Here is a 25,457-nt window from a genome sequence, read left to right on the forward strand (position 1 = left end):
CTCTTCCGGTGTATGGGACGGTCTGCCGGCCCGGTGGCCGTCCGGCCTGACGGGCGTTCCGCAAGAATCAACAACATTCGCGGTAAGCAACAGAGTGCGCCCCGTCACACTCAAAGTCAAGCCTTTTTGGCTCTTTGACGGCAACTTGATATATCAATTGGCTTCAAGTCGGCCCGTTGCGTATGGTGTCAACAGTTGCGCAATGTGCGACGGCGGAGTCCGGCTAGGTGCCGACAGCGGAGTCCGGAAGGCACGCCAGCGGACGAAGACGCTGAATTACCGGTGCCGGTAACCCATCTTGGCGCTGATGGACAACCCGGCCTCGCGAAGTCCATCTATGAGTCCGGGCTGGTCCTCGGGGTTGAAACGGAACGCCGGCCCGGAAATGCTGACCGCGGCGATCACGCTGCCCAAGTGGTTGTAGATCGGCACAGCGACTGCCGTGAGTCCGATCTCGAACTCCTCGTGGACCACCGCATAGCCGTTCCGTGCCACATCATGGAGCTGCCGTTCGAGCTCCCCGCGGTTGGTGACGGTGCGGGGGGTGCGGGCCGGGAGTCCCACCGCCTTGAAGACCTGGCTTCTCTCGTCCGCCGTCAATGCCGCCAGGAGCACCTTGCCGCTGGATGTCGCGTGCAGTGGCGTCAGGCTGCCCACCCAGTCGTAGGTGGCCAGCGTGGAGGGTCCCATGGCCTGATCAACGTTGACGGCGTAGTTCGACCGCAGCACCGCCAGGTTTACGGTTTCCTTGTATTCGGCAGCGAGGGTCTCCAGCACTTCGCGGGCCTCGTGGACCACACTGAGGCGGCCGGGGATGGAGGAGGCCAGGCGGAGGATGCCAAAGCCCAGCTGGTACTTTCCCCGTTCGCTGTTCTGCCGGACCAGTTCACGGGCAACCAGTGAGCCAACCAGCCTGGACACCGTGGATTTGTGCACGCCCATTTCCTCGGCAATTTCGCTGACTCCGGCATCGCCCTCGCGGGCCAGGATTTCCAGGATCTGGAGGGCACGGTCCACTGACTGGACGCCTCCGCCTTGGGCGTCTGCGTCCTTGTCGATGTCCGGGTTGCTGCGTGCCATGGTTCACATCCTAAACGGACAGGACGGACGCAGGCGGGGGCAAGGGACTCTAGGGGCCCATGCGCGCCTCCTCAAGGAGTGCCCGACGCGGGAGACCGACCCTCTCCCGCCCGGAGTAGACATTGAGGCTTTTGCCGCGGCTGAAGCCCACCAGCGTCACGCCCGTCTCTGCGGCCAGGTCGGCCGCCAGGCTGGATGGGGCGCTGACGGCTGAGAGGACGGGAATGCCGGCCAGTGCTGCCTTCTGGACCAGTTCGAAGGATGCCCTGCCTGACACCTGCAGCACCAGGCCGGACAACGGCAGCAGATCCTGCCGCAGTGCCCAGCCCACCACTTTGTCCACTGCATTGTGACGCCCTACGTCCTCGCGCAGGCAAAGCAGTTCCGGCTCCGGGCCATCCAGCCTGAACAGTCCTGCGGCATGGACCCCGCCGGTCCGGTCGAACACGGCCTGGGCCTCGCGTAGCCGATCCGGCAGTTGGGCGAGAAGGTCCACCGGGACGTGCAGGGGGTCGCTGGATGGATCGAAGCTGATGGTTTTCCGGACGGCCTCTATGGAGTCTGTTCCACAGATGCCGCACGAGCTTGAGGTGTAGACGTGCCTCATGGTGTCGGGAAGGGGAACGTCCGGCCGCAGCTGGGCTTCCACCACGTTGAACGTTTGAACGCCGTCCCTCTCGCCGGCGCAGAACCGCAGGGAAACCAGTTCGGCTTGGTGGCGGATGATGCCCTCGGACACCAGGAACCCGGCCACCAGATCGAAGTCGTCACCCGGCGTCCTCATGGTGACGGCGAACGACGTACCGTTGAGGCGGATCTCCAGGGGCTCCTCCGCGGCAAGGACGTCTTCCTTGAACCGCACCGGGTGCCCGCTTGCCGCGTCATCCAACAGGAAGCGGTGGATCTTGCGGCGCTGGGTCATGCGTGCCATGGGGCCGTCCTTCCGTAGCGGTCCAGGGGCGATGTCCACGGCAGCGGCATGACCGGGACGGGTTGGCCGGCTTCCACCCCTTCGGGGGGAACAGCCATGTAGCCGTCTGCCCAGGCAAGTCCGCGCATCATTCCGGGCCCGGTGTGGGCGGCGGGAACGGCGAGTCCGTGGACGAACGTGCACGGGACCAGCCGCGTCCTGCCGCGGTCCGGTTCGAAATCCGCGCCCGACGTCATCCGGCCTGCGGCGGACAGCGGGCGGTTTCCAAGGGCGGCCAGCAACGGCTCGCCAAGGGTGGCCAAGGCCAGCATGGCCGCCAGCGGATTCCCTGGCAGCCCAATGATGAAGCGACCGTCAGGAAGCTCGGCCAGCACCGCGGGGTGGCCCGGACGCATGGCAATTCCGTCCAGCAGCAGGCGCCCTCCCAGGGCGTCCACGGCAGTCCGGAAGTGGTCTGTTCCGGATACCCCGGTACCGCCGGTGGTGATGGTCACGTCCGCCTGGTGGCCGTCGTGGCGGCCGGCAAGGGCGTCCAGCCATTCGTCGTACGAGTCGCCGATCCTGTGTCGGCCGGCCGGCTCGCCGCCCAGTTGCGAGATAACCGTGGCCAGCTGCGGACCGAAAGTATCGCGGACCTGTCCCGGAGCCGGCTCACCGGACGTTACTACTTCGGACCCGGTAAGCACGACGGCGACGCGTGGCTTGCGCTGTACCCGCACGTGGTCGTGGCCTGCTACAGCCGCAAGGGCGATGTGGGCCGGGTTGAGTATGGTCCCGGCCGGAACCAGGACGTCGCCTGCCGAGGCTTCTTCCCCCGCGGGACGGATGTGGCGGCCCGGTTGTGCTTCTCCGGGCTTGGCGTTCGGTGTGAGTGTGACCTGCCGGGTGCCGGCCGCGTCTGCGGTGACCTCGCCACTTTCCTTCCGCAGGATGCCGTCGGCTCCCTCGGGGACGAGCCCTCCGGTGGCGATGATGCTGGCCTCTCCGGGGGCCAGGACCGACCCTGACGGCACGAGGATCCAAGGTCCGGGGCCACTGATGGCCCAGCCGTCCATGGCGGAGGAGGCGTAGTGGGGAATATCCTGGCGCGCCACAACGTCCGCGGTCAGTGCAGATCCGATTCCGTCCGCAAGCGGTACCACCACGGAACCGAGCGGCTTGGCGCAGTGGTAGGCCACGTGCCGCGCTTCAAGCCACGTGGGCGAGTGCTTATTTTCGCAGGACATGTGGAATGCGGGGATGTCGGAGACTTCCTGGGCTAGCATGATGCCCACTTCCTGGTCTGGTTGTGCTGTCTGGGCTGTTTGAGAATCTGAGCTGGTTGACGGCGGATGCCGTGCATTAAATGCGGAAGCCGGGGGCGGCAGGCCTTCCCGTTTTTGCCGTGCCGCCCCCGGAATCCGTGGTTGCGAACTGAACCCGCGGTTGTCAGGCCTTTACATAGCCATTGGGGTTCAGGACGAACTTGGTGGCCGCCCCGGCGTCGAATTCCGCGTAACCGCGCGGTGCGTCCTCAAGCGGAATCGCCTTGGCGTTGACTGCCTTCGCGATCTGGACCTTGTCGTGGAGGATGGCCATCATGAGCTGGCGGTTGTACTTCATGACCGGGCACTGGCCGGTGGTGAAGGACAGCGACTTGGCCCATCCGGTGCCGAGGGACAGGGACAGGGAACCGTGCTTGGCGGCCTCGTCGATTCCGCCCGGATCGCCGGTGACGTACAGGCCCGGAATGCCCAGGGCGCCACCGGCTGCGGTGATGTCCATCAGGGAGTTCAGCACGGTGGCCGGCGCCTCGTGGGAAGCGTCCTTGCCGTGGCCGCGGGCCTCGAAGCCGACTGCGTCGATGCCGCTGTCCACCTCGGGCACGCCGAGGATCTGTTCGATCTGGTCTTTCGGGTCTCCGTTGGAGACGTTGACGGTTTCGCAACCGAAGGAGCGCGCCTGTGCCAGGCGGTCTTCGTTCATGTCGCCCACAATGACGACGGCGGCACCCAGCAGTTGGGCGCCGACGGCAGCGGCGATACCCACAGGGCCGGCGCCGGCAACGTAGACGGTGGAGCCCACGCCGACGCCGGCAGTGACGGCGCCGTGGAAGCCCGTGGGGAAGATGTCCGAGAGCATGGTCAGGTCCATGATCTTTTCAAGGGCCTGGTCACGGTCGGGGAAGCGCAGCAGGTTCCAGTCCGCGTAAGGGACCAGGACGTACTCGGCCTGGCCGCCTACCCAGCCGCCCATGTCAACGTAGCCGTAGGCGCTGCCCGGGCGGTCGGGGTTGACGTTGAGGCAGATGCCGGTCTTCCGTTCCTTGCAGTTCCGGCACCGGCCACAGGAGATGTTGAACGGCACCGAGACGATGTCGCCTACCTTGATGAACTCGACGTCGGGTCCCACCTCGATCACTTCGCCCGTGATCTCGTGGCCGAGGACCAGGTTCTGCGGCGCGGTGGTGCGGCCGCGGACCATGTGCTGGTCGGAACCGCAAATGTTGGTGGTCACGGTACGCAGGATGGCGCCGTGGGGCACCTTCCTGCCGACGTTGGCCGGGTTGACGCCAGGTCCGTCTTTGAGTTCGAACGTCGGGTACTCAGTGTCGATGATTTCGACGACACCGGGTTCCTTGTAGGCGACTGCTCTATTTCCTGACATGGCCACTCCTTGGACAGTTGATGATACGGAACTCATGGGCTGTCCAATGGTCCGAAAGCGATGCTCCGATGAGGAATACCTCCCCAGGTTTCAGGCCACCGAAGCACCGTTCACGGACCATTGGACAGCTGTGCATTGGGTCTAGGCGACGCCTTGGAACCGGACAGCAGCTCCAGCCGATGCCACGGTGTGGTCGTCCTCGACAGTGCTGCCGCTGACGCCGATCGCTCCAATCACCGCGCCGCTGCCGTCCTTCAGCGGGACACCGCCGGGGAACGTGATGAGTCCTCCGTTGGACACCTCGATGTTGAACAGCGGACCACCGGGCTGGGACAACCCGCCAATGGCTCCGGTGGGCATGTCGAAGTAGCGCGCGGTCCTGGCTTTCTTAATGGAAATGTCGATGCTCCCCAGCCAGGCCCCGTCCATGCGGGTGAAGGCCTTGAGGTTGCCACCGGCATCCACAACCGCAATGTTCATGGCTGTGCCGGTTTCACGGGCGGAGCCGAGTGCTGCGGCAAGGACGGCGTCGGCGTGGGTTTGGGTGATGTCAGACATTGATTCTCCTTTGACTCATGTCTTCTGCACGGGGTTGGGGCCGGGCCGGAGCCAGACCGGAAAAGCCTCTGATATCTGCGAACTCGGTCTATAGATATATCAGTGACATACTATGGCACGCATCACATGATGTACAGGCCCTTCTAAGCCCGTTCCAACCTGACGATGACGGACTTGGAAGTCGGCGTCCCACTGGTGTCGGCGACGGAGTCCAGCGGAACCAGGACATTCGTCTCCGGGTAGTAGGCAGCGGCGCACCCCTTGGGCGTGGAGTAGGAAACAATCCGGAAGTTCTCCGCGATGCGTTCTGTGCCTTGGAACTCCGAGATGAGGTGAACCATGTCTCCATCGGCGAAGCCCAGCTCCGTGATGTCATCCTGGTTGATCATGACCACGCGGCGACCGCCGTGGATGCCGCGGTAACGGTCGTCCTTGCCGTAGATGGTGGTGTTGTACTGGTCGTGCGAACGCAGGGTCTGCAGCACCAGCCGGCCGGCCGGGATCTTGATGTATTCGAGCTCGTTCCCGGTGAAGTGGGCCTTTCCGGAGACGGTGTCGAACTTCCTGGCGTCCCGGGGCGGGTGGGGGAGGACGAAACCGCCCGGATGCTGGATGCGGTCCTCGAAGTTCTCGAACCCGTCGATGACGGCTTCGATGTGCTTGCGGACCAGGGTGTAGTCGTCCCGGAGGGCGAGCCAGTTGGCGCGGGGTGCTCCCGGCAGTGGCCTGCCCTGGCCGTCGGTGAACAGCAGGTGGGCGAGGTTGCACACGATCGCCACCTCGGAGTGGAGGTGGTCGCTGGCGGGCTTCAACCGTCCGCGGGAAGCATGGACCGCACTCATCGAATCCTCTACCGTCACGCGCTGGTCACCGGAAGCCTGGGTGTCCTTCTCGGTCCGTCCCAGGGTCGGCAGGATCAAGGCGCGACGCCCTGTGGAGAGATGGGAGTGGTTGAGCTTGGTGGAAATCTGCACGGTGAGTGCCGTGTTGGCAAGGGCGTCCTCGGTCACTTGCGAATCCGGGGCCGCGCGGACGAAGTTGCCGCCCATTCCCATGAAGAAGCGGACCTTGCCGTCCCGCATGGCCCGGATGGCCGCAACGGTGTCGTAACCGTGCTCCCTGGGCGACAGGAACCCGAATTCGTGGTCCAGCCGGTCGTGGAACGTCGGAGGCATCTTTTCGAAGATTCCCATGGTGCGGTCGCCCTGGACATTCGAGTGTCCGCGCACCGGGCACACGCCTGCGCCGGGCTTGCCGATATTGCCTTGGAGCAGCAGCACGTTGACCACATCCCGCAGGGTGGGTACGGAGTGCTTGTGCTGGGTCAGCCCCATCGCCCAGCAGACGATCGTGGCGTTGGAGGCCAGGAGGCGCTCACCTGTGGCGTGGATCTGTTCGAGGGTCAGGCCGCTGGCTTCGACGATGTCATCCCACTCCACCTTTTCGAGGTAGCGGAGGTATTCGTCGATGCCCACGGTGTGGTCCGCAATGAACGCGTGGTCCAGCACGGTGTCCAGACCGGGAGTGGCACGGCCTGCGGCCTCGGCTTCCAGCAGGTACTTCCCGAGGCCTTGGAAAAGTGCCTGGTCGCCGCCTGCCCTGATCTGGAGGAAGTCGTCAGTCAGCTTGGTGCCCGTGACCACGCCCGCAACGTGCTGCGGGTTCTCGAAGTGAAGCAGCCCGGCCTCAGGCAGCGGGTTGACGGAGACAATGACTGCGCCGTTCTTCTTCGCCTTTTCCAAAGCGCTGAGCATGCGCGGGTGGTTGGTGCCCGGGTTCTGGCCCGCCACGAAGATCAGGGACGCTGTTTCCAGGTCCGTGAGGCTCACCGAACCCTTGCCGATGCCGATGGTCTCCACCAGGGCGGATCCGGAGGACTCATGGCACATGTTGGAGCAGTCCGGCAGGTTGTTGGTGCCGAGGCCACGGACCAGGAGCTGGTACACGAACGCGGCTTCATTGGATGTGCGGCCCGAGGTGTAGAAGACTGCCTGGTCCGGAGTCTCCAGGCTGCGCAGTTCATCGGCCATCAGCGCGTACGCGTCATCCCAACTGATCGGTGCGTAGTGGGTGGCGCCCTCTTCCAGGACCATGGGATGGGTCAGGCGGCCCTGCTGGCCAAGCCAGTAATCGTCGCGGGTTTTCAGTTCCGCAACGGAGTACTTGGCGAAGAATTCCGGCGTGACCCGGCGTTTCGTGGCTTCTTCGGCCACGGCCTTGGCCCCGTTTTCGCAAAACTCTGCCGCGTTGCGCTTCTCGTGCTCCGGCCAGGCGCAGCCCATGCAGTCGAACCCGTCCAGCTGGTTCACGGCCATCAGCGTCTGAACGCTGCGGACCGGTCCCATCTGTTCGAACGAGATCTTCAGCGCATTGGCCACAGCCGGGATGCCCACGGCCTTTGTCTTGGGTTTGGTGACGGTCAGCTTTGACTCGTCGATGTTTTCGCGGGGGGCTTTGGAAGCCATGGCGATCTTCCCTCCAGATCAGGAACTAACGGCTTTGCGGGAGTCAGGCGACGACGGCGGCCAGCGGCTGGCCGGTGGACGCACGGGCCTGGCTGCGGGCTGCTTCGGTGGTGTGCAGCAGCAGGAGTGCGGTCGTCACCGAGCCTACGCCGCCCGGTACCGGTGTCAACGCAGCTGCCACACCGCTGACGCTCGCCTCGTCGACATCCCCTACCAGGGAACCGTCGGGCAGGACGTTCGTGCCGACGTCGACCACTACCGTCTTCTCCGAAACATGGCTGCCGGTCAGGAGTCCGGTGCGGCCTGCAGCCACGACCACGACGTCGGCGGGCCGGGTGAACGGCTCCAGCTCACCGGAGCGGGAATGGCAGACGGTGACGGTGGCGTCTTTGGCGAGCAACAGCAGGGACAGCGGTTTGCCCACCACTGCGGAGCGCCCGACGACCACTACGTTCTGTCCCGCTGTGGGCACGTTGAAGTGGTCCAGCAACTCCACCACGGCCCGTGCGGTGGCCGGCGCAAATGCAGGTTGCCCCACGGCGAGGCGTCCCAGGCTGAGGGGGTTTGCGCCGTCGATGTCCTTTTCCGGGGCGATCAGGCCCACCAGGGAATCGCTCCGGACACCGGCGGGCAAGGGGGTCTGGAGGATGATTCCGTTGACCGCAGGTTCTGCGCTGAGATCCCGCAGGACGCTGGCCAGGACCTGTTCGGTCGCGTCGTGGCCGAGGTCCACGATCCGGCAATCAATGCCGGCCCGCTCGGCGGCGCGCTCAATCGAGCGGACGTACCAGTGCGTCGATTCGTCGTCGGTGGCAACCACCACGGCCAGGACCGGATGCACGCCCTCGGCGTCGAGGAGGCGGGCCTCATCCTGCGCCCGCTGCTTGATGAGTCCGGCAAGCGGCTTGCCGGAGAGGACTTCAGTATTCATGCGAGGATCCTTTCGCGGACCCGCTGCACCAGGGTGTCGGCAGCGAGGACGACTTTCTCTTCCAGGCCGTCGGTTTCACTGGCCAGGCGTGAGCGGACCGCGGGGTCCTTGATGGCCACCACGTTGATGTCGATGTTGACCCTGGCAGTGGTCGCAGCAGCACGGGCGGCGTCCGCGGCGGCGGCGACGTCGCTGATCACATTGGGGTTCGCGGCGTCGAAGAGTTCGGTGGCAAGGTCCACCACAGCGCCGGAAAGGCCGATCAGCCGCGCAGGTGTCTGCGCGGCCGTGACCAGGGCGTCCTGGATGGCTGCGGTCTTCGCGGCTTTGAGCTCCTCCGTAGTGGAGGGAAGTTTGTAGGCATCGATCACGCCTTGGAAGGCGCGTTCGTCCTCATCGGCGAGGCCGAGGGCTTCGTGCCGGAGGGTGTCTGCGGATTCGGTGATCCGGGCTACTTGTTCCGCGTAGGCGGCATATTTCTCACCGGTGGAGTACCGGGCCACCATGGCCACTAGTGCAGCACCCTGTGCTGCGTGCAGGGCGGCAGCGGCGCCACCGCCGGGAGTCGGCTGGCGTGATGCGAGCCGGAAGAGGTAATCGTTCATGCTTTCAGAGCTGATCATGGGGCTTCCTGGGCGTACGGGAGAGAGGCGTGGTGGGGCGTCTTGACGGCAGGGGAAAGGGCAGCGGCCCGGACACGGTTTGCGAGGGAGAAAGGGTGTCCGGGCCGCATGCCCTTGAAAGGCTGCGCGATCAGCCGCGAAGCCTGCTCATGGTGGGGTCGTACAGCGGGTCCTCGGTGACCGTTGCCTGGATGCGGCGGCCAAAGTATTCGATTTCCACGGAGTCTCCCAGGGAAACAGCCGACGGCAGGTATGCGTACGCAATCGGCTTGCGGACGGAATAGCCGTACGCGGCGCTGGTGACGTAACCCACCGGCTGGTTCTTGTAGAACACCGGTTCCTTGCCCAGCACGAGGCTGCGGCCGTCGTCGACCGTCAGGCAGCGGAGGCGGCGGGCGGAGCTTTCTTCGCTCCGGCCTTCCAGGGCGGCCTTGCCGACAAAGCTTTCCTTGGCCATCTTGACCGCGAAAGCGAGGCCGGACTCAAACGGATCGTGCTCGGTGGTCATGTCAGTGCCCCAGGAACGGTAGCCCTTTTCGAGGCGGAGCGAGCTGAACGCCGCGCGGCCTGCCGCGATGACGCCGAACGGCTGGCCGGCCTTCCACAACGCATCCCAGAGGCGCTGGCCGTTGTCGGCACTGGTGTAGAGCTCCCAACCAAGTTCGCCAACGTAGGACAGGCGCATGGCGGTCACGGGAACGCCGCCGATGACGACCTTCTTTGCACGGAAGTAGCGGAGGCCCTCGTTGGAGAAGTCGTCGCTGCTGATGGTGCTGACAAGGTCGCGGGCCAGGGGTCCCCAGAGGCCGATGCAGCAGGTGCCGCCGGTGGTGTCGCGAACCTGCACCCAGTCGCCGGCTCCGCCGTTCTCCGTCTGGTGGCGGGCTGCCCGCTCGAAGTAGGCGGTGTCGATGTTGCCGTTGGCGCCGAGCTGGAACGTGTCCTCGTCCAGGCGGGCAACCGTGATGTCGCTTCGGATACCGCCCGCGTGGTCAAGGAGAAGGGTGTAGGTCACGGCGCCCGGCTTCTTGTTGAGGTCGCCGGTGGTGAGTTCCTGCAGCAGCTTGAGGGCTCCAGGGCCGGAAACCTCAAGGCGCTTCAGCGGAGTCATGTCGTACATGGCTACTGCGGTACGGGTCTTCCAGGCCTCGGCTGCCGCGATAGGGGAGTTGAACATGCCGGACCAGGCGTCACGGGCCGGCGGCTGCCATTCGTCCGGCATTTCCTTCAGGAGCTCGGCGTTGGCTTCGAACCAGTAGGGGCGTTCCCAGCCGGCACCTTCCAGGAAGTAGCCGCCCAGCTGCTTGTGGCGGGCGTGGAACGGGCTGACGCGCAGGTTGCGCGGAGACAACTTGGGCTGGAGCGGGTGCAGGACGTCGTAGATTTCCACGAAGTTCTGCTGGGAGGTTTCGCTGACGTATTCGGGAGTGAGCTGGATGTCCTCGAAGCGGTGGATGTCGCAATCGCCCAGGTCGATCTGCGACTTGCCGTCCACGAGCACCTCGGCAACAGCGCGCGCAATGCCTGCGGAGTGGGTGACCCACACGGCCTCTGCCACGTAGAAGCCGTCCAGTTCCTTGGACTCGCCCACCAGGGAGCCGCCATCAGGGGTGAAGGAGAAGATGCCGTTGAAGCCGTCTTCGATTTCGCTCTCACGCAGCGCCGGAAGGATCTGCTTGGTGGCTTCCCACGCCGGCAGGAAGTCCTCCAGCGTGAAGTCCAGGCGGGACGGCATGTTGTGTTCGCTGATGCTGCTGGGCTCGTACTTGCCGAGTTCGTCCAGGTCCACTGGCATGGGCTTGTGGGCGTAGGAGCCGATTCCGTAGCGTTCGCCGTGCTCGCGGTAGTAAAGGTCCTGGTCCTGATGGCGCAGGATTGGCAGCTGGGCGCCGTTCGGGAGCTCGTTCTTGCCCTTCTGCGCGGGGACGGGGGTGGTCTTGACGTACTGGTGTGCCAAGGGGAGGAGCGGCACGGACATGCCGATCATCTCGCCGATCTTTGCGCCCCAGAAGCCGGCACAGGACACCACGATGTCAGCCGGGATCACGCCGTCGGCCGTTTGGACGCCGGTGACGCGGCGGCCCGACTGTTCAATGCCGGTGACCTCCGTGTTGCCCTGGTACTTCACGCCGGCAGCCTCGGTGCGCTTGATGAGGAGCTGGACTGCGCGGGCGGCGAGGGCCAGGCCATCGCTGGGCACGTGGAGACCGCCCAGGATGTCCTCTTCGTTGATCAGCGGGTAGAGGGCCTTGCACTCCTCCGGAGAAAGAATCTTTCCGTCGATGCCCCATGATGCCGCATAGCCGAGCTTGCGCTTCAGGTCCGCCAGACGGGTCTCGGTGGTAGCAACTTCAAGGCCGCCCACCTGGTTGAAGCAGCTCTGGCCGTCCTCGGTCAGGGACAGCAGCTTCTCCACCGTGTACTTGGCGAAGAGGGCCATGCTCTTGGACGGGTTCGTTTGGAAAACCAGGCCGGGGGCGTGCGAGGTGGAACCGCCCGGCATGTTGAGCGGTCCCTGGTCCAGGACCGTGATGTTGTTCCAGCCGCGTTGAACGAGTTCGTCCGCGAGGTTGGTGCCGACAATGCCGGCTCCGATGATGACAATGCGAGGCGTGGAGGCCATGAAAGTATTCTCCTGCTGTGATTCGGGCGGGGCTAGGGTGCGGGTTAGCGGAAAACGACCGTGCTGGTCTGGTCCAGCAGGACACGGTGTTCGCAGTGCCAGCGGACGGCGCGGGAAAGGGCGAGGGCTTCGGCGTCCTGGCCCACCGTGGAGAGGGCAGTGGGGCCGTAGCTGTGGTCCACCCGGATGACTTCCTGCTCGATGATCGGGCCTTCGTCCAGGTCCGCAGTGACGTAGTGGGCCGTGGCGCCAACCTGCTTCACGCCGCGGTCGTAGGCCTGGTGGTAGGGGCGGGCACCCTTGAAGCCGGGGAGGAAGGAGTGGTGGATGTTGATCGCACGGCCTTCCAGCTTGCGGCAGAGGTCGTCGGAGAGGACCTGCATGTAACGGGCCAGGACGACGAGGTCGGCCTGGTACTCATCAACCAGCTCAAGCAACCGGGCTTCGGCTTCTGCCTTGGTGTCCGGGGTTACCGGGACGTGGATGAAGGGCAGGCCGGCGGCCTCGGCCATGGCGCGGTGTGTCTCATGGTTGGACACCACCGCCACCAACTCGCCGCCAAGGCTGCCACCGCGCCAGCGGAAGATGAGGTCGTTCAGGCAGTGGCCGAACTTGGAGACCATCACCAGGACGCGCTGCTTGGTTTGGTCGTAGAAGCTGAACTTCATGTCGAAACGCTCCGCGATGGAACGGAACTCGTCCTCAAGCTGCTCCGGGGAGTAGCTCTCCGGACCGGAGAACGCGGTACGCAGGTGCAGCGTCTGGCGCAGGCTGTCATCGAACTGCTGGTGCTCTTCGATGTTGAAGCCGCGTTCGAACAGAAACGTGGTGACTGCATGCACGATGCCGGGCTGTTCGACGCACGACAGTGTGAGTACGAACTTCTGCGCCTGCTCGTCCTTGAGCTGGCTGCGCTCTGCCGGCACGGTGCTGAGGTGAGAGTCTGAAGCCACGAGGGTCATAGGTCCTCCTTAGATAATTCCCTAAATATATTCCTGAGTCGTGTACTGATATATTAGGATTGGATTCAGCGTATACTGGACCTTGGAACGGGGTCAATAGGTTTTTTTGAACTGTGGAAGGGGCTCGGCACTGTGGTAATCCAAACTCTGGCAACCGCCGAAGAGGCGGGCAGGAAGTCCCTTGCGGAGATCGCCTACGAGAGTGTGCGGGACCGATTGCTGACACTGGACATCAAGCCCGGGGATCTCCTGAACGACGAGCAACTCGCCAGGGAGCTGGGCATCGGTCGCACGCCGGTACGCGAGGCCTTGAAGCGCCTTGAGCTGGATCGCCTGGTGGTGACTTATCCGCGGCGCGGAACCTTCGCCACCAGGGTGGAAGTCACCGATCTCGCCTTCATCTCGGAAATCCGCGTCCAGCTGGAGCCTGTGGCCGCTGCCCGCGCTGCGCGGGTAGCCACTCCGGCGGGCCGTGACCATCTTCGCCAAGTGATGCGCGCTGTAGAAGCGTTCGACCTCCGCGCGGCCACGGTCGTTGAAACGCTGAAGCTGGACGCCAGCGTCCATCAGGGAATTTATGCGGCGGCCGCCAATCCGCACCTGGAAGACGTGTTGATCCGTTATGACAACCTCGCCACGCGCATCTGGTGCATGGTGTTGGACCGGTTGCCGAATCTTGAGCACCATGTCCATGAACATGTGGACCTCCTTCAAGCCGTGATCGACGGTGAAGCCGAGAAGGCGGCCGAACTGGCCCGTGTTCACGTGAGCGGCTTCGAGCAGGCCGTGCGCCAGGCGTTGTTTGCCGCCTGACGGCAGCCCGCCCGCTTCATTCCCGTTCGCCCTTCGGTCCTGCCGTTGACTCCGGGAACCAAGGCTTGCATACTGAAATCCGCAGCTAATATATCACCCGGATATCAGACACTCCTGCCTTTGCATGATCGATCCCCGGGTGCCCGCGGCCACCGCGGCTTTCATTCCTTTGGAGTATCACGTGAACCCAAGACCTCTCCCTTTTGAAAACATCGCGCTCACGGGCAGCAGCCGCGTTAAGCGGGGCATGGCTGAGATGCTCAAGGGCGGCGTCATCATGGACGTCGTTAACGTCGAGCAGGCCCGCATCGCCGAGGATGCCGGCGCCGTGGCTGTCATGGCGCTCGAGCGTGTTCCGGCTGATATCCGCGCCCAGGGTGGCGTGTCCCGCATATCCGATCCGGACATGATCGAGTCGATCATTGCCGCCGTGTCCATCCCGGTGATGGCCAAGGCCCGCATCGGCCACTTCGTCGAGGCCCAGGTCCTGCAGTCCCTCGGTGTGGACTACATCGACGAGTCCGAGGTGTTGACCCCGGCGGACTACATCAACCACATCGACAAGTGGAACTTCACTGTGCCTTTCGTTTGTGGTGCCACCAACCTCGGTGAGGCGCTGCGCCGCATCAACGAAGGTGCGGCAATGATCCGCTCCAAGGGCGAAGCCGGTACCGGCGATGTCTCCAACGCCACCGGTCACATGCGCAAGATCCGCACCGAGATCGCCCAGCTCTCCGCCCTTCCCGAGGACGAGCTGTATGTTGCGGCCAAGGAACTGCAGGCTCCGTACGAGTTGGTCAGGGAAGTCGCCGCGACGGGCAAGCTTCCGGTGGTGCTGTTTACCGCTGGTGGCATCGCGACCCCGGCTGATGCTGCGATGATGATGCAGCTCGGCGCCGACGGTGTGTTCGTCGGTTCCGGTATCTTCAAGTCCGGCAACCCGGCCCAGCGCGCGGCCGCCGTCGTGAAGGCCACTGCCTACTACGACGATCCGGACGTGATCGCCAAGGTCTCCCGCGGCCTGGGTGAAGCCATGGTCGGCATCAACGTCGACGAGATCCCGCAACCGCACCGCCTCGCCGAACGCGCATGGTGATCGAGGTGCCGGAGGCAAGGCAGGTTTGGACGGAAGAAGGGCGTGCATTGCGCCATGACTGGGCCCAGTTGACGGGGCACGTGGTGGAGGTGTGGTTAAAGGACGACCGCATCATGTCCGGAGTCGTGGAGCAGGCAGCCGCCGATGATTCTGTCCTGTGGCTGGCCGCGGACGGGGCCGAACCCCGCCGTCTGTTCGATAAATCGACCGGTTATCAGGTGTGGCACTGAGCAGCATGTGAGGGGCCATGGCGGGATATTGACACAAATTGACACTGTGAGACGGCCAACACTACGTTCTCATATATCAGTTTTTCTGCTGTCAATATATTCACCGTTTTCCCGACGCAGCGTCGCGCCGGGACAGGCCAAGGAGAACCATGGGTCTAAGCTCCGCCCTCGATTCCGCCCGCTTTTCCCCTTTCCATCGAAAACTCGTCATTGGCTGCATGGGAGGTCCACTCCTGGACGGGTACATGCTGAGCATCATTGGCATAGCAATGGTGGGGCTTACTGCCCAGTTCGGAGCCAATGAGCTCGAAGTCAGCCTCATTGGCGCCTCCGCCCTGGTGGGCATCTTCTTCGGCGCGCTGCTCCTGGGGCCGCTGACGGACAAGATCGGGCGCCGTCTGATGTACACGATCGACCTGTGGGCGCTGGTGATTGCCTCGGCGCTGCAGTTCGTGGTGCAGGATGCCACGCAGTTGATCATCCTTCGCTTCATAGTGGGCCTGGCCATCGGTGCCGATTACCCCATTGCCAGTGCACTGTTGGCCGAATGGCTGCCCCAAAAGCGCCGCGGCAGGATGCTTGGCATGCTGATCACCGGCTGGTTCGCGGGGGCTGCCCTGGCATCCCTTGTAGGGTTCGCCATGTCGGAGGTCTTCGGTCCCGAAAGCTGGCGCTGGATGCTGGGGAGCTCTGCGGTGCTGGGCATCGCGGTGCTGGCCATGCGGCACGGAATTCCGGAATCACCGCGTTGGCTTTTCAACAATGGTCGACTGAAAGAGGCAGAGGACGCCCTGCGTACCGGCCTGGGCGACCAGGTGGACGCAGCGGCGGTGCTTGCGGCCGAAGCCGAAGCGCCGTCCGGGGCGTCGAAGCGGGGCAAGGTGGACTTCGCCATGTTGCTTCGCCGCCCCTACCCCAAGCGCCTGTTCTTCTGCAGCGCGTTCTACATCCTCCAAGTCACGCCACTCTTCGCCATCTTCACGTTCGGCCCGGTCATTCTTGGCTCGTTTGGCCTGGGGGAGGGCAACCTGGCAAACCTTGGCTCGGTCATCATCAATGCCGTCTTCCTGCTTGGATGCCTGCCTGCCCTCCGCCTGGTTGAAACCGTCGGCCGCCGACCGCTGATCATCTGGAGTTTTGCCTTGATGGCGCTCCCGCTCTTTGTTTTGGGATTCGCTCCGGGAGCGCCGGTCGCCATCATCATTGCCTGCTTCTGCATGTACGCCTTTTTCTCGGGCGGTCCCAACATCCTTGAGTGGGCGTACCCCAGCGAGCTTTTTCCCACGGAGATCCGGGCGAGTGCCATCGGCATTACCACCGGTGCCAGCAGGATCGGGGCGGCCATCGGTACGTTCGTGATCCCCTTTGCTCTGCGCGACTGGGGCATTGGTCCCACAATGCTGGCAGCAGCCGGCCTCACCGCGCTCGGATGGCTGGTATGCGTACTTCTGGCAGAAGAAACCAAGGGAATGTCGTTGGCAGCGGCTGCGGGTTCCAAGGAAACCATCGTCGACGACCAAGCCGCCGAGCCGGCGCGGATCGCAGGCGTCTAGAACCTGCGCCGAATGGCTTGGCATGATCCTGGCGTCGGCTGGAAAATCCAGGCGACGCCAGGACGCCGCTTGGGGAGACACGAGCTGGTCAGAGGTCGTCCTCCGGGCGGGCGGTGAGGATCCGATGGGCCCGGGCCTGCAGGATATCCAGCGACTCCTTGATCAGGGGCGAAGAGATGCTTCCCCTGCGGACTGCGGCGACAATGCGGCGCGCTGGCTTTCCCTTGCCCGTAATGCGGAGCCGGACCACGTTTTCGGCACTGTGGAGGGGAGCCAGGCGCGGCAAGAGGCCAACGCCGAGCCCGGCCCCGACAAAAGCGATCTGGGTTTCCCACTCAACGGCCTCGTGGGCTATCCGCGGGGTCACGCCCACCGCAGTGAACGCCGCGGTAAACAGGGCGTGATACGTGGAACCGGCTGACTCAGTGATCCATGGTTCCGAGGCCAGCTCTTCGAGCGTCACGGTCGTCCTCGTTGCCAGGGGGTGGTCGGCCGGAATAATCACGTCCAGGGGATCGTCGAGCAGGACGGTCTGTTCGAAGCGCGGATCGTCCTCGCCGTATGTGTCCGATTGCATGGCCACTATGACGGCGAGGTCGATCCGTTCGGCGACCAGCAGGTCAAAGCAGCGGGCCGGGTCGGCCTCCAATACCTGTACCTCGAGCTGCGGCCGTGTTGACCGCAGCGTTGCCGCCAGCGGCGCAAGCAACTGGGCGGCCGCCGTCGAGAATCCGCCCAAACCAAAATGTGACTGCACTTGGTCGCCGGCTTCCATGGCCGCCGCCCGCAGGCTCTCCCATTCCGCGACGAGCGCGTCCGATCCGGCCACCAGGTACCGGCCTGTGGCGGTCAGCCGAACGCCCCTTCCGTCCTTTGTCAGCAACTGCATTCCCAGCAGGCGCTGGAGCTCGCGGAGCTGCGCGGACACTGCAGAAGGGGAGTAACCGGTGAGTTCGGCTGTTGCTCCGACCGTGCCGCAGCGGGCAAACACGCGAAGGGTATTGAGCCTTGGATCGATCATGAACTAATCATGCACCAAACGTGCACGGTTATCTCCTGAATATTGCGCTTTTGTTGCAGTTCCTGTGACCCTAATCTCTTACTACGAAGACTTCGAAAATACCGGCCGCGACGACGCATTGCCGGTCCCCCAGATTCACCTACGTACCCAGCCTCCCGGGAGGAAACCCATGACTGCTCCAGTGAACGTCGCCCTCAATTCACGCGGAAAACTCGCTTCATCCCTGCCTGCCGAGCAGTTGGCAGAAATCACCGCGTTGTTTGAGTTCCGGCGTACGGGCTATTCCCTCGATGCCCCCTTCTACACCGATCCCACGATCTTCAAGATCGACATGGAAGCCATCTTCGGCCAGCACTGGATTTTTGCCGGCAGCGTCGCCGAACTGCCTGAGCCCGGCGACTACATCACGGTGGACTACGGCCCGTACTCCCTGATCGTGCTGCGCACCGATGAAGGTGACGTCAACGTTCTCCACAACGTATGCCGCCACCGCGGTGCCCGCGTCCTGACCGAAGCCGCCGGCTCCACCGGAAACCTCGTCTGCGGCTACCACTCCTGGACCTATTCCCCCGAGGGCAACCTGATCCACGCCTCCGCTCCCGGAGAAGCCAAGTTCGACAAGAACTGCTTCGCCCTCAAGCGTGCCCACAGCCGCGAGGTCGCCGGACTCATCTTTGTCTGCATCGCGGACGAGCCGCCCACGGACTTTGACGAGACCTCCAAGATCTTCGAGCCCTACCTGGCGCCCCACGATCTGTCCAAGACGAAGATTGCCTACCAGCAGAACATCATCGAAGAGGGCAACTGGAAGCTCGTCATGGAGAACAACCGTGAGTGCTACCACTGCGACGGACACCCCGAGCTGGCGTGCTCGCTCTTCCCCACATGGGGCCTGACCGAGGGCCTGATCCCGGCACACCTTGAGGAGGTTTGGGACCGTAACAAGGAAGCCCAGTCCTCGCTTGAAGAGCGTTGCCGTCGCTATGGCCTCCCCTACGAGGTGGTTGAGGAACTCGATACCCGTATTGCCGGCATCCGCATCTCACGCGAGTCCTTGGACGGCGAAGGCGAATCGTTCTCCGCCGATGGGCGCCGCCTTTCCAAGAAGCTGCTCGGCGACCTGCCGGACTTCCGCCTCGGCCGCTGTTCCATGCACCTGCAGCCCAACAGCTGGTTCCACTTCCTGGGCGACCACGTGATCACGTTCGGTGTCTTCCCGATCAACGAACACCAGTCCCTGGTCCGCACCACCTGGTTGGTGGCCGACGACGCCGAAGAAGGCGTGGACTACGACCTGGACAAGCTCACCTACACCTGGAAGCAGACCAACATCCAGGACAAGGCCTTCGTTGAGCTGTGCCAGACCGGCGCGGGCAGCCCTGCCTACGAGCCCGGCCCGTACATGAAGAGCGAATACCAGGTTGAAGCATTCATCAACTGGTACGTGCAGCGCGTTCAGGAGCACTTGGCATGACGGAACTCCTCACCGAGACGGTCATCGAGGAACCGCAGCGTATCCGCGGCCTTGAGATGCCGTGGAACCGGGTGATGGGCAGCACGGATGCACCGGCCCGCGCTGCCCGGGCCCTGGGCCCCTGGCATCCGCAGGAGTTCATGGCCGAGTGCGTGGAAACCGTTCCCGAGGCCGGCGGCCTGATGACTTTCGTCTTCCGCCGCTGCGACGGTGCGCCCCTGGCATTCCGTGCCGGGCAGTATGTCAACGTGGCGTTCCCCGTGAACGGCGAGGACCACGAGCCTGTGGACCGCAGCTACTCCCTGTCCAGCTCGCCCACCGAGCCGTGGACCTTCAGCATCAGCGTCAAGCGCGATGCCGGCGGCCTGGTGTCCCCGTGGGTGCACGACAACGTCAAGCCCGGGACCGTGCTGGAGATGCTCGGTCCCGTGGGTGCATTCCATCTGCCTGATGCGGACCGGCGTGCACGTTACCTGTTGCTCGCAGCCGGAGCCGGCATCACGCCCATCATGTCCATGGTGCGCACCATCCATTCGTTGCCGGGTCACGCGGACGTTGTGGTGCTTTACCACGGCGCAGAAGCAGGCGGCTTCGCCTTCCACCGGGAGCTGGCTTACATCGCTTCCGTGGATTCGCGGATCCGGGTCTTCTACTCCCTGGGTGACCGCAACAAGCCGGACGGTTGGGAAGGCCTCACGGGGCGCCTGACTTCGGCAATGATTGACCACGTGGCGCCTGACGCCAATGGACGCCAGGTGTATGCCTGTGGTCCCGAGGGCTACCTGAACACCGCCACCGAACTTCTCAAGAAGGTGGGCGTGGACGACACCTCCATCTACATGGAGTTCTTCTCCGGTGATCGCCAGACGCTCCTTGAATACGCGGCCGAGGTTGCCCTCGCCGCGGACATTGCCGAGGAGATCGCGGAGGAAATCGCCGACTCGGCCGAGGACTACTACGAAAGCCAGCCCGCCGCATTCGGACTCTACGAGCCCGGTTACGATGCCGACGGGACCCTGGAGGCCTCAGGCCTGCCCCTGGAGACGGTTGAGGGGGAGCCCTCCGGTTCCGGGACGAACGACGGCGGTCCGGTCACCGAGCCTGAGGCAGCAACTCCCGATGCCTCAAGCTTCAACACTGTAGGTTCCGGCAGCCTCACGATGTCCTTCCTGAAGACCGGCATTAACGTGCGGATCGACCCCAGCGAGCACATCCTTGAGGTGGCACAGCGCGCGGGCGTCAGGATCGGCGCGAACTGCAAGGAAGGAATGTGCGGTTCCTGCAAGGTGGTCAAGCTGTCTGGTGACATCGACATGAACCACCAGGGCGGAATCCGAAAGAGGGAGATCGACGCGGGCAAGTTCCTGCCTTGCTGCTCCACTGCCCAGACCGACCTGGTGATCGACGCTTAACTCCAATCCGGCTGCGTCCTGCGCAGCAACGGACTACCGGATTCCCGCACTGTGGGCCATTGCCGTGGCCTCAGTGCGGGACCGGACGTCCAACTTCCTGAACAAGTTCCGCACATGGAACTTCACCGTGTTCTCGCTGATGTTCAAGGCAGCAGCGATGGCACGGTTTCTGTGTCCCGCGGCCAGGAGCTCCAGAACCTCGAGCTCCCTCTGCGCCAGTCCCCATGCAGCTACGTCCTTGCCCGGTAACCCGGGAGGATCCAGGGGCAGGACTACGGAGATGTCCGCTCCCCACCCCTGCATGACGTCGATGCCCATGCGTCCGTCCACCGCCTGAACCCTTTGCCGCAGCCGGTCGATGGTGGGGGCGTCGGGGGAGAGGTCGCCGCGGCCGTCGTCACGGACATTGACCAGCAGGTTTTCTCCGTCGCAGTCCCACTGGACCCGGACCCGCCGCACATCAGGCTGCTCCGCGATCGCCAACACCAGTCCCCGCACTACCGCCCTGGCGGCGTGGGCAACTTCTCCCGGCAGTGCCCTGCCGTTGGCCGGCGGTTCGATGAACTGGGTATCGATGTTGCTGAACCGCATCAACGGCCGGAGGTCCTCCCGCAGTCGCGCGAACGCATTGCTCACGGGTTCCTCCGCGAGGTCGCTGGTGCGGTCGTTCAGTGTGCGCAGGCCCACCAATGCTTTGGCGGTCATGTCCGTCACTGCGGTGCGGGCGGCTTTGTCGTCCAAGGCTGTGGAGCGCAGGGCAGCGAGCACCGTTTCCAGCGTGGTTGAGTGCTGGTCCACGAGCTCTGCTGTGACCCGCAGGCGCTCGGCCGAGGCGGCACGGGATTCCAGAAGGTACGACGGCGGCGCATCCGATACCTTTTCCTGGATGCGGGCGGCTGCGAGGCACCACAGGTACTCCACAATGCGCAGCTGCCCACTGACATGCTGTTTGGGCTGTGCTGCGGGAAGCTGTTCCGCCGGAGGCTGCCCTGCCTGTACGTGCCCGGGGTCCGTGAGCACAAGCAAGGCCCCGCTGGGTTGGTATTTCAGGGCAAGAACGTCCCGTTCCATGCCCCCGATCTCCGCCCGCCCTGTCCACGCTTTCCCGTCCGGAACCCCGGCGCGGAGGCGCTCCAGCTCCGCGATGGTGACCCGCCCGATGATTGCCTCGTCGCCGGCCTTCTTCTGGGGCCGTCCGGTGCAGTCTTCGGTGAAGATCACCAGGGCACTGTTTGCCATGAACGGCTGGACAGCGGCGCGGAGGCTCCCGGCGATGCCCAGGAGGGGGGCCTGCACAACTGCCGTGATGTGGTCCAGCAGTTGCCAGGGAAGTCCCGTGGACAGCAGGGCAGAAGGCGCAGCAGTGATGGTCATGGAAGAACGGTACCGGCTGTCGGCGCGCCCTGACTACCCGAACGGATAGGTATTACTGCTCTTTTTCAGCGTATTACCTACCCGCAGATACCTGAAAACTGGTATCAGGCCGCAGAAGCGGCCCATCTACCACCTGAGAAGGGAGCACGTATGGACGTAACGGCAGAGTCGCCGTCCCTGACCGGAACCACCGATCAGGCCGCCCTGAACCTTTCCCTCATCCAGAAGGAAATCCTGGACACCACCAGCAAGATCGATGTCCGGGAACTGGCAGTCCTGGCCGACCGGATCAAGGGCGCGGACCGTGTCTTCCTGGCCGGCGCCGGGCGGAGCGGGCTGGTCCTGCGGATGGCTGCCATGCGCTTGATGCACCTCGGACTGACGGTGCACGTGGCCGGTGACACCACGACGCCGGCCATCACCTCGGGCGACCTCCTGCTGGTTGCGTCGGGATCGGGAACCACGGCCGGGGTAGTCAAGGCTGCCCAGACTGCCCGCGACGCCGGAGCAGAGGTCGCGGCGGTGACTACCGACCCGGACTCGCCGCTGGCCGGCCTGGCCGGTGCCGTGGTGGTTATCCCGGCGGCACGCAAGACGGATCACGGATCCGCCATCACCCGCCAATACTCCGGGAGCCTTTTTGAGCAGTCTCTGTTCCTGGCCACCGAGACGGTGTTCCAAACCCTCTGGGACACCACAGACGAGCCGGCTGAGCAGCTATGGCTCCGCCACGCCAACCTCGAGTAGGCGTCCTCGTTTTACCCGTGCTGTGCACAACAACCAACACCACCGGAAAGAAGAAAACATGAAACTGCAGGTTGCACTGGACCTCCTCACCACCGAAGATGCCCTGGCACTGGCCGGCAAGGTCGCCGAGTACGTGGACATCATCGAGTTGGGTACGCCCCTCATCAAGGCCGAGGGCCTCTCCGCCATCTCCGCCATCAAGGAAGCCCACCCGGAAAAGATCGTGTTCGCGGACATGAAGACCATGGACGCCGGCGAGCTCGAGGCTGACATCGCGTTCAAGGCCGGAGCCGACCTCGTCTCCGTGCTGGGCACCGCCGACGATTCCACCATTGCCGGTGCCGTCGCCGCAGCCAAGGCCCACAACAAGGGCATCGTGGTGGACCTGATCGGTGTTGCCGACAAGGTATCCCGGGCCAAGGAAGCCCGTGCACTGGGCGCCAAGTTCATCGAGTTCCACGCAGGCCTGGACGAGCAGGCACAGCCTGGCTACAACCTGCGCACCCTGCTGAACGCCGGCGAGGAAGCCCGTGTTCCGTTCTCCGTGGCCGGTGGAGTGAACGCCTCCACCATCGGATCCGTGCAGTTGGCAGGTGCTGACGTTGCTGTTGCCGGAAGCGCCATCTACAGCGCCGAGGACCCGGAACTGGCTGCCAAGGAACTGAAGGCTGCCATCCAGTAACTGCTGCTGCCATCCAGTAGCTGGCGGCCTACCTGTCCGGCTCCCGCAAGCGGGCCCGCTCCACGAGCTCGGACATCCAGGGCCGCTGCCCGTGATGAACCGTGAGACCCTCCGGAATGCCTTGCACCGTCGCTTGCATTCCGGAGGCGTCGATCGTGATGCGGGCATCTCCCATGGGGGCGTTGCTGATGTGCAGGTCCCCGAAGGACTCCGGCAGCACCGGGTCCAGCCAGATCCCGCCCTGCGAGATGTGGGTGTCGTACCGCATCAGGCTGGTGATCACGTGGATGGGCGTGGTGGCCGCCCATGCTTGCGGCGAACAGGCGGTGGGGTAGGGCACCGGTTCCATGAACCTGTCGCGGTCGAAGCCGCAGAAGAGCTCGGGAAGCCGGCCACCGGAGTACTCGGCCGCCTCGAGGAGGGCGGTGCCGATCCGCTGGGCTTCCTCCACATACCCGTACCGGAGCAAGCCGGACATGATCAGGGCGTTATCGTGGGGCCATACTGATCCGTTGTGGTAGCTGGCCGGGTTGTAGGAGGCCATGTTGCTGGCCAAGGTCCGCACTCCCCATCCGCTGAACATTTCCTTGGACATCAGATGTTCCACCACGGAGGGAACCTTGTCCTCATCCAGCAAACCAAACCACAGGCAGTGGCCCATGTTGGAGGCGCACGCATCCACCGGCCGCTTGTCCCGGTCCAGCGCTACGGCGAAGTAGCCCCGGTCCGGCAACCAGAACTCCTCGTTGAACCTTTGCTTCAGCCGGTCCGCGCGTTCCTGGAGGTCGGCCGCCAAGGCGGTGTCGCCGTCGTCGTAAGCCATCCAGGCGCGTGCCACATAGGCGCCATGCACATAGGCCTGGACCTCCGCCAGGGCGATGGGCACCTCCGCGAGGGTGCCGTCGGCGAAGTTGATGCCGTCCCACGAGTCCTTCCAGCCCTGGTTGATGAGCCCATGCTGGTTGGGCCGGCCGTACTCCACGAAGCCGTCCCCGTCACGGTCCCCGTAATGGCGGATCCAGTCCAGCGCCCGGTCCGCATTGGGCAGCAGCGCCTTGATGGTCTCCCTGGAGAAGCCCCAGCGGCTGACGGAGCCGAGCACCACCACGAAAAGCGGCGTGGCATCCACGCTGCCGTAGTAAGCGGACCTGCCGCCCAGTGCCTGCCCACTGGTGACATCCAGCCTGACCTCGTGGAGGATCTTGCCCGGTTCCTCTTCGGTGTCCTCATTGACCTCGGTGCCCTGCCGTTCCGCGAGGGTGCGCAAGGTACCCAGCGCCAGGGAAGGATCCACAGGCAGCGCCATTTCCGACGCCCAGAGTGAGTCGCGGCCGAACAGGGTCATGAACCAGGGCGCACCGGCGGCCACAACCACCCTGTCAGGGTGGTTGGGATCCTGGATCCGCAAAGCGCCCAGGTCCTCGTAGCTCCGGCGCAGGGTCCGCTGGATGGACCGGTTGCCCATCTGGAGGACCGGGATCCTGGCCACCCATTCCTGCCTTCGGCGGTCGCTGGGGGAGAGCCCGTCCCGGTCCGGATGCCCGAAAGGAAGGGCCGTGCCGGTGCCGTCGACCGTCGGGACCACGCTGAGGCGTGCGTTCCACTCCCCAAAAGGCGGCACGGTGATCCTGTAGCCCAGGGCCTTCGCTCCTGCACCGCCGCCTTCGGCCCTGATGACCACACTTTTGCGCACGCCTTCCCACTGACCCCGGATTTCCAGGGAGTCACCGTCGATCCGGCGGGTTTCCTTCCACTCGCGGGTGACCCGGGCCTCCTTGACCTCGAACAGGTCCGCAAAGTCGGCTTCCACCGACAACGTGATCCGGCATTCCGTGGGCTTGGCGGAGTAGTTGTGGACCGTAACCTTCTCCAGGATCCCGGCCCCAACCTCCCGGCGCCGTTCCACCAGCAGGGGGCTGTCCGAGTAGCCACCGGGCCCCGGTACGCGGCAAGCGAACAGCGCACGGTATGGTTCCTGGGTTTCGGCGGCCAGGGGTTCCAGGGGCTGGTCGTTGATGGTCATTTCCCAGCGCGACAGGATGCGGGTGTCCAGATGGAAGACACCGTGGGGCAGGCCTGGGCGAATGTCCCCGTTGGCCGTGGAGATGCAAAACGACGAGCCCTCCACGAGCGTCACCGTACCGGAACCCAAGGGGCCGGCGGCCGTGTCAGTATTCCATCCGGCCACGGGGGCTCCTTCAACGGCGTGCAGCGGGATGTAGTTGACGGTACGCCG

At 64.4% G+C, this 25,457-nt stretch carries 21 protein-coding genes; 8 read left to right on the forward strand and 13 right to left on the reverse strand.

Features of this window, described 5'->3' with window-relative positions; all coding sequences use genetic code 11:
* Positions 1-276: 276 nt before the first annotated feature.
* From ACPFL9_RS02420 to purU, 10 genes are all read right to left on the reverse strand, one after another.
* Entirely contained in the window at positions 277-1,080 is an 804-nt protein-coding gene (locus ACPFL9_RS02420; RefSeq protein ID WP_426005620.1) for an IclR family transcriptional regulator, read from the reverse strand.
* A 49-nt stretch (positions 1,081-1,129) separates the two neighbouring features.
* A complete protein-coding gene (gene fdhD / locus ACPFL9_RS02425) occupies positions 1,130-2,011 on the reverse strand; it encodes a formate dehydrogenase accessory sulfurtransferase FdhD (protein ID WP_426005621.1) in 882 nt (293 codons plus the stop codon).
* A complete protein-coding gene (locus tag ACPFL9_RS02430; RefSeq protein WP_426005622.1) occupies positions 1,999-3,276 on the reverse strand; it encodes a molybdopterin molybdotransferase MoeA in 1,278 nt (425 codons plus the stop codon). The genes fdhD and ACPFL9_RS02430 overlap by 13 nt, the downstream gene beginning before the upstream one ends.
* Positions 3,277-3,439: 163 nt before the next feature.
* Positions 3,440-4,657 carry a formaldehyde dehydrogenase, glutathione-independent gene (gene fdhA / locus ACPFL9_RS02435; protein WP_426005623.1) on the reverse strand — a complete coding sequence of 406 codons (1,218 nt, stop codon included), beginning with the start codon at positions 4,655-4,657 and terminating at the stop codon, positions 3,440-3,442.
* A gap of 141 nt (positions 4,658-4,798) precedes the next feature.
* Positions 4,799-5,215: a GlcG/HbpS family heme-binding protein gene (locus ACPFL9_RS02440; RefSeq protein WP_426005624.1), complete on the reverse strand. Its 417-nt coding sequence runs from the start codon at positions 5,213-5,215 to the stop codon at positions 4,799-4,801.
* Positions 5,216-5,358: 143 nt separating this feature from the next.
* The gene (locus ACPFL9_RS02445) at positions 5,359-7,680 is read right to left on the reverse strand and encodes an FdhF/YdeP family oxidoreductase (RefSeq protein ID WP_426005626.1); all 2,322 of its coding nucleotides are present in this window, start codon (positions 7,678-7,680) and stop codon (positions 5,359-5,361) included.
* A 43-nt stretch (positions 7,681-7,723) separates the two neighbouring features.
* Positions 7,724-8,611, reverse strand: a complete 888-nt coding sequence (locus tag ACPFL9_RS02450) for a bifunctional 5,10-methylenetetrahydrofolate dehydrogenase/5,10-methenyltetrahydrofolate cyclohydrolase (protein WP_426005627.1) — start codon at positions 8,609-8,611, stop codon at positions 7,724-7,726.
* A complete protein-coding gene (locus tag ACPFL9_RS02455; RefSeq protein WP_426005628.1) occupies positions 8,608-9,234 on the reverse strand; it encodes a cyclodeaminase/cyclohydrolase family protein in 627 nt (208 codons plus the stop codon). The genes ACPFL9_RS02450 and ACPFL9_RS02455 overlap by 4 nt, the downstream gene beginning before the upstream one ends.
* Before the next feature lie 130 nt (positions 9,235-9,364).
* Positions 9,365-11,857, reverse strand: coding sequence for a GcvT family protein (locus ACPFL9_RS02460; RefSeq protein WP_426005629.1), 2,493 nt, complete (start codon positions 11,855-11,857; stop codon positions 9,365-9,367).
* 44 nt (positions 11,858-11,901) lie between these two features.
* The gene (purU, locus tag ACPFL9_RS02465; RefSeq protein ID WP_426005630.1) at positions 11,902-12,819 is read right to left on the reverse strand and encodes a formyltetrahydrofolate deformylase; all 918 of its coding nucleotides are present in this window, start codon (positions 12,817-12,819) and stop codon (positions 11,902-11,904) included.
* 132 nt (positions 12,820-12,951) lie between these two features.
* On the opposite strand from purU, the gene ACPFL9_RS02470 reads away from it, so the two are divergent.
* The 4 genes from ACPFL9_RS02470 (at position 12,952) to ACPFL9_RS02485 (ending at position 16,511) form a co-directional block, all read left to right on the forward strand.
* Positions 12,952-13,632: a GntR family transcriptional regulator gene (locus ACPFL9_RS02470; RefSeq protein WP_426005631.1), complete on the forward strand. Its 681-nt coding sequence runs from the start codon at positions 12,952-12,954 to the stop codon at positions 13,630-13,632.
* 247 nt (positions 13,633-13,879) lie between these two features.
* Positions 13,880-14,728 carry a pyridoxal 5'-phosphate synthase lyase subunit PdxS gene (gene pdxS, locus ACPFL9_RS02475; protein WP_426007473.1) on the forward strand — a complete coding sequence of 283 codons (849 nt, stop codon included), beginning with the start codon at positions 13,880-13,882 and terminating at the stop codon, positions 14,726-14,728.
* The gene (locus ACPFL9_RS02480) at positions 14,722-14,958 is read left to right on the forward strand and encodes a hypothetical protein (RefSeq protein WP_426005632.1); all 237 of its coding nucleotides are present in this window, start codon (positions 14,722-14,724) and stop codon (positions 14,956-14,958) included. The genes pdxS and ACPFL9_RS02480 overlap by 7 nt, the downstream gene beginning before the upstream one ends.
* A 149-nt stretch (positions 14,959-15,107) precedes the next feature.
* On the forward strand, positions 15,108-16,511 hold the full coding sequence (locus tag ACPFL9_RS02485) for an MFS transporter (RefSeq protein WP_426005633.1): 1,404 nt from the start codon (positions 15,108-15,110) through the stop codon (positions 16,509-16,511).
* Positions 16,512-16,599: 88 nt separating this feature from the next.
* On the opposite strand, the gene ACPFL9_RS02490 is transcribed toward ACPFL9_RS02485, so the two are convergent.
* Complete coding sequence (locus ACPFL9_RS02490) at positions 16,600-17,532, reverse strand: LysR family transcriptional regulator (protein ID WP_426005634.1); 933 nt, start codon at positions 17,530-17,532, stop codon at positions 16,600-16,602.
* Between the two features lie 169 nt (positions 17,533-17,701).
* On the opposite strand from ACPFL9_RS02490, the gene ACPFL9_RS02495 reads away from it, so the two are divergent.
* Both ACPFL9_RS02495 and ACPFL9_RS02500 read left to right on the forward strand, forming a co-directional pair.
* Positions 17,702-19,006 (forward strand): aromatic ring-hydroxylating oxygenase subunit alpha, encoded by a 1,305-nt coding sequence (locus ACPFL9_RS02495; protein ID WP_426005635.1) that lies wholly within the window; start codon positions 17,702-17,704, stop codon positions 19,004-19,006.
* Positions 19,003-20,418: a ferredoxin reductase gene (locus ACPFL9_RS02500; RefSeq protein WP_426005637.1), complete on the forward strand. Its 1,416-nt coding sequence runs from the start codon at positions 19,003-19,005 to the stop codon at positions 20,416-20,418. Before ACPFL9_RS02495 ends, ACPFL9_RS02500 begins: the two co-directional genes overlap by 4 nt.
* Before the next feature lie 33 nt (positions 20,419-20,451).
* On the opposite strand, the gene ACPFL9_RS02505 is transcribed toward ACPFL9_RS02500, so the two are convergent.
* Positions 20,452-21,792: a LuxR C-terminal-related transcriptional regulator gene (locus tag ACPFL9_RS02505; RefSeq protein ID WP_426005638.1), complete on the reverse strand. Its 1,341-nt coding sequence runs from the start codon at positions 21,790-21,792 to the stop codon at positions 20,452-20,454.
* A 150-nt stretch (positions 21,793-21,942) separates the two neighbouring features.
* Between ACPFL9_RS02505 and hxlB the strand changes: the two genes are divergently transcribed.
* Entirely contained in the window at positions 21,943-22,539 is a 597-nt protein-coding gene (hxlB, locus tag ACPFL9_RS02510; RefSeq protein WP_426005639.1) for a 6-phospho-3-hexuloisomerase, read from the forward strand.
* A 58-nt stretch (positions 22,540-22,597) separates the two neighbouring features.
* On the forward strand, positions 22,598-23,221 hold the full coding sequence (gene hxlA / locus ACPFL9_RS02515) for a 3-hexulose-6-phosphate synthase (RefSeq protein ID WP_426005640.1): 624 nt from the start codon (positions 22,598-22,600) through the stop codon (positions 23,219-23,221).
* A 28-nt stretch (positions 23,222-23,249) separates the two neighbouring features.
* Here the strand turns inward: hxlA and ACPFL9_RS02520 are convergent, their stop codons facing one another.
* The gene (locus ACPFL9_RS02520; RefSeq protein WP_426005641.1) at positions 23,250-25,409 is read right to left on the reverse strand and encodes a glycogen debranching N-terminal domain-containing protein; all 2,160 of its coding nucleotides are present in this window, start codon (positions 25,407-25,409) and stop codon (positions 23,250-23,252) included.
* Positions 25,410-25,457: the final 48 nt, after the last annotated feature.

Source organism: Paenarthrobacter sp. NyZ202 (assembly GCF_049860755.1).
GTDB lineage: Bacteria > Actinomycetota > Actinomycetes > Actinomycetales > Micrococcaceae > Arthrobacter.

Coding starts and splice junctions, on each gene's coding strand:
- purU (WP_426005630.1), bottom strand. CDS start 12,819: ATGACCCTCGTGGCTTCAGACTCTCACCTCAGCACCGTGCCGGCAGAG.
- ACPFL9_RS02455 (WP_426005628.1), bottom strand. CDS start 9,234: ATGATCAGCTCTGAAAGCATGAACGATTACCTCTTCCGGCTCGCATCA.
- ACPFL9_RS02440 (WP_426005624.1), bottom strand. CDS start 5,215: ATGTCTGACATCACCCAAACCCACGCCGACGCCGTCCTTGCCGCAGCA.
- ACPFL9_RS02445 (WP_426005626.1), bottom strand. CDS start 7,680: ATGGCTTCCAAAGCCCCCCGCGAAAACATCGACGAGTCAAAGCTGACC.
- ACPFL9_RS02490 (WP_426005634.1), bottom strand. CDS start 17,532: ATGATCGATCCAAGGCTCAATACCCTTCGCGTGTTTGCCCGCTGCGGC.
- ACPFL9_RS02420 (WP_426005620.1), bottom strand. CDS start 1,080: ATGGCACGCAGCAACCCGGACATCGACAAGGACGCAGACGCCCAAGGC.
- ACPFL9_RS02450 (WP_426005627.1), bottom strand. CDS start 8,611: ATGAATACTGAAGTCCTCTCCGGCAAGCCGCTTGCCGGACTCATCAAG.
- ACPFL9_RS02485 (WP_426005633.1), top strand. CDS start 15,108: ATGGGTCTAAGCTCCGCCCTCGATTCCGCCCGCTTTTCCCCTTTCCAT.
- ACPFL9_RS02495 (WP_426005635.1), top strand. CDS start 17,702: ATGACTGCTCCAGTGAACGTCGCCCTCAATTCACGCGGAAAACTCGCT.
- fdhA (WP_426005623.1), bottom strand. CDS start 4,657: ATGTCAGGAAATAGAGCAGTCGCCTACAAGGAACCCGGTGTCGTCGAA.
- hxlB (WP_426005639.1), top strand. CDS start 21,943: ATGGACGTAACGGCAGAGTCGCCGTCCCTGACCGGAACCACCGATCAG.
- ACPFL9_RS02430 (WP_426005622.1), bottom strand. CDS start 3,276: ATGCTAGCCCAGGAAGTCTCCGACATCCCCGCATTCCACATGTCCTGC.
- ACPFL9_RS02460 (WP_426005629.1), bottom strand. CDS start 11,857: ATGGCCTCCACGCCTCGCATTGTCATCATCGGAGCCGGCATTGTCGGC.
- ACPFL9_RS02480 (WP_426005632.1), top strand. CDS start 14,722: ATGGTGATCGAGGTGCCGGAGGCAAGGCAGGTTTGGACGGAAGAAGGG.
- fdhD (WP_426005621.1), bottom strand. CDS start 2,011: ATGGCACGCATGACCCAGCGCCGCAAGATCCACCGCTTCCTGTTGGAT.
- hxlA (WP_426005640.1), top strand. CDS start 22,598: ATGAAACTGCAGGTTGCACTGGACCTCCTCACCACCGAAGATGCCCTG.
- pdxS (WP_426007473.1), top strand. CDS start 13,880: ATGGCTGAGATGCTCAAGGGCGGCGTCATCATGGACGTCGTTAACGTC.
- ACPFL9_RS02505 (WP_426005638.1), bottom strand. CDS start 21,792: ATGACCATCACTGCTGCGCCTTCTGCCCTGCTGTCCACGGGACTTCCC.
- ACPFL9_RS02500 (WP_426005637.1), top strand. CDS start 19,003: ATGACGGAACTCCTCACCGAGACGGTCATCGAGGAACCGCAGCGTATC.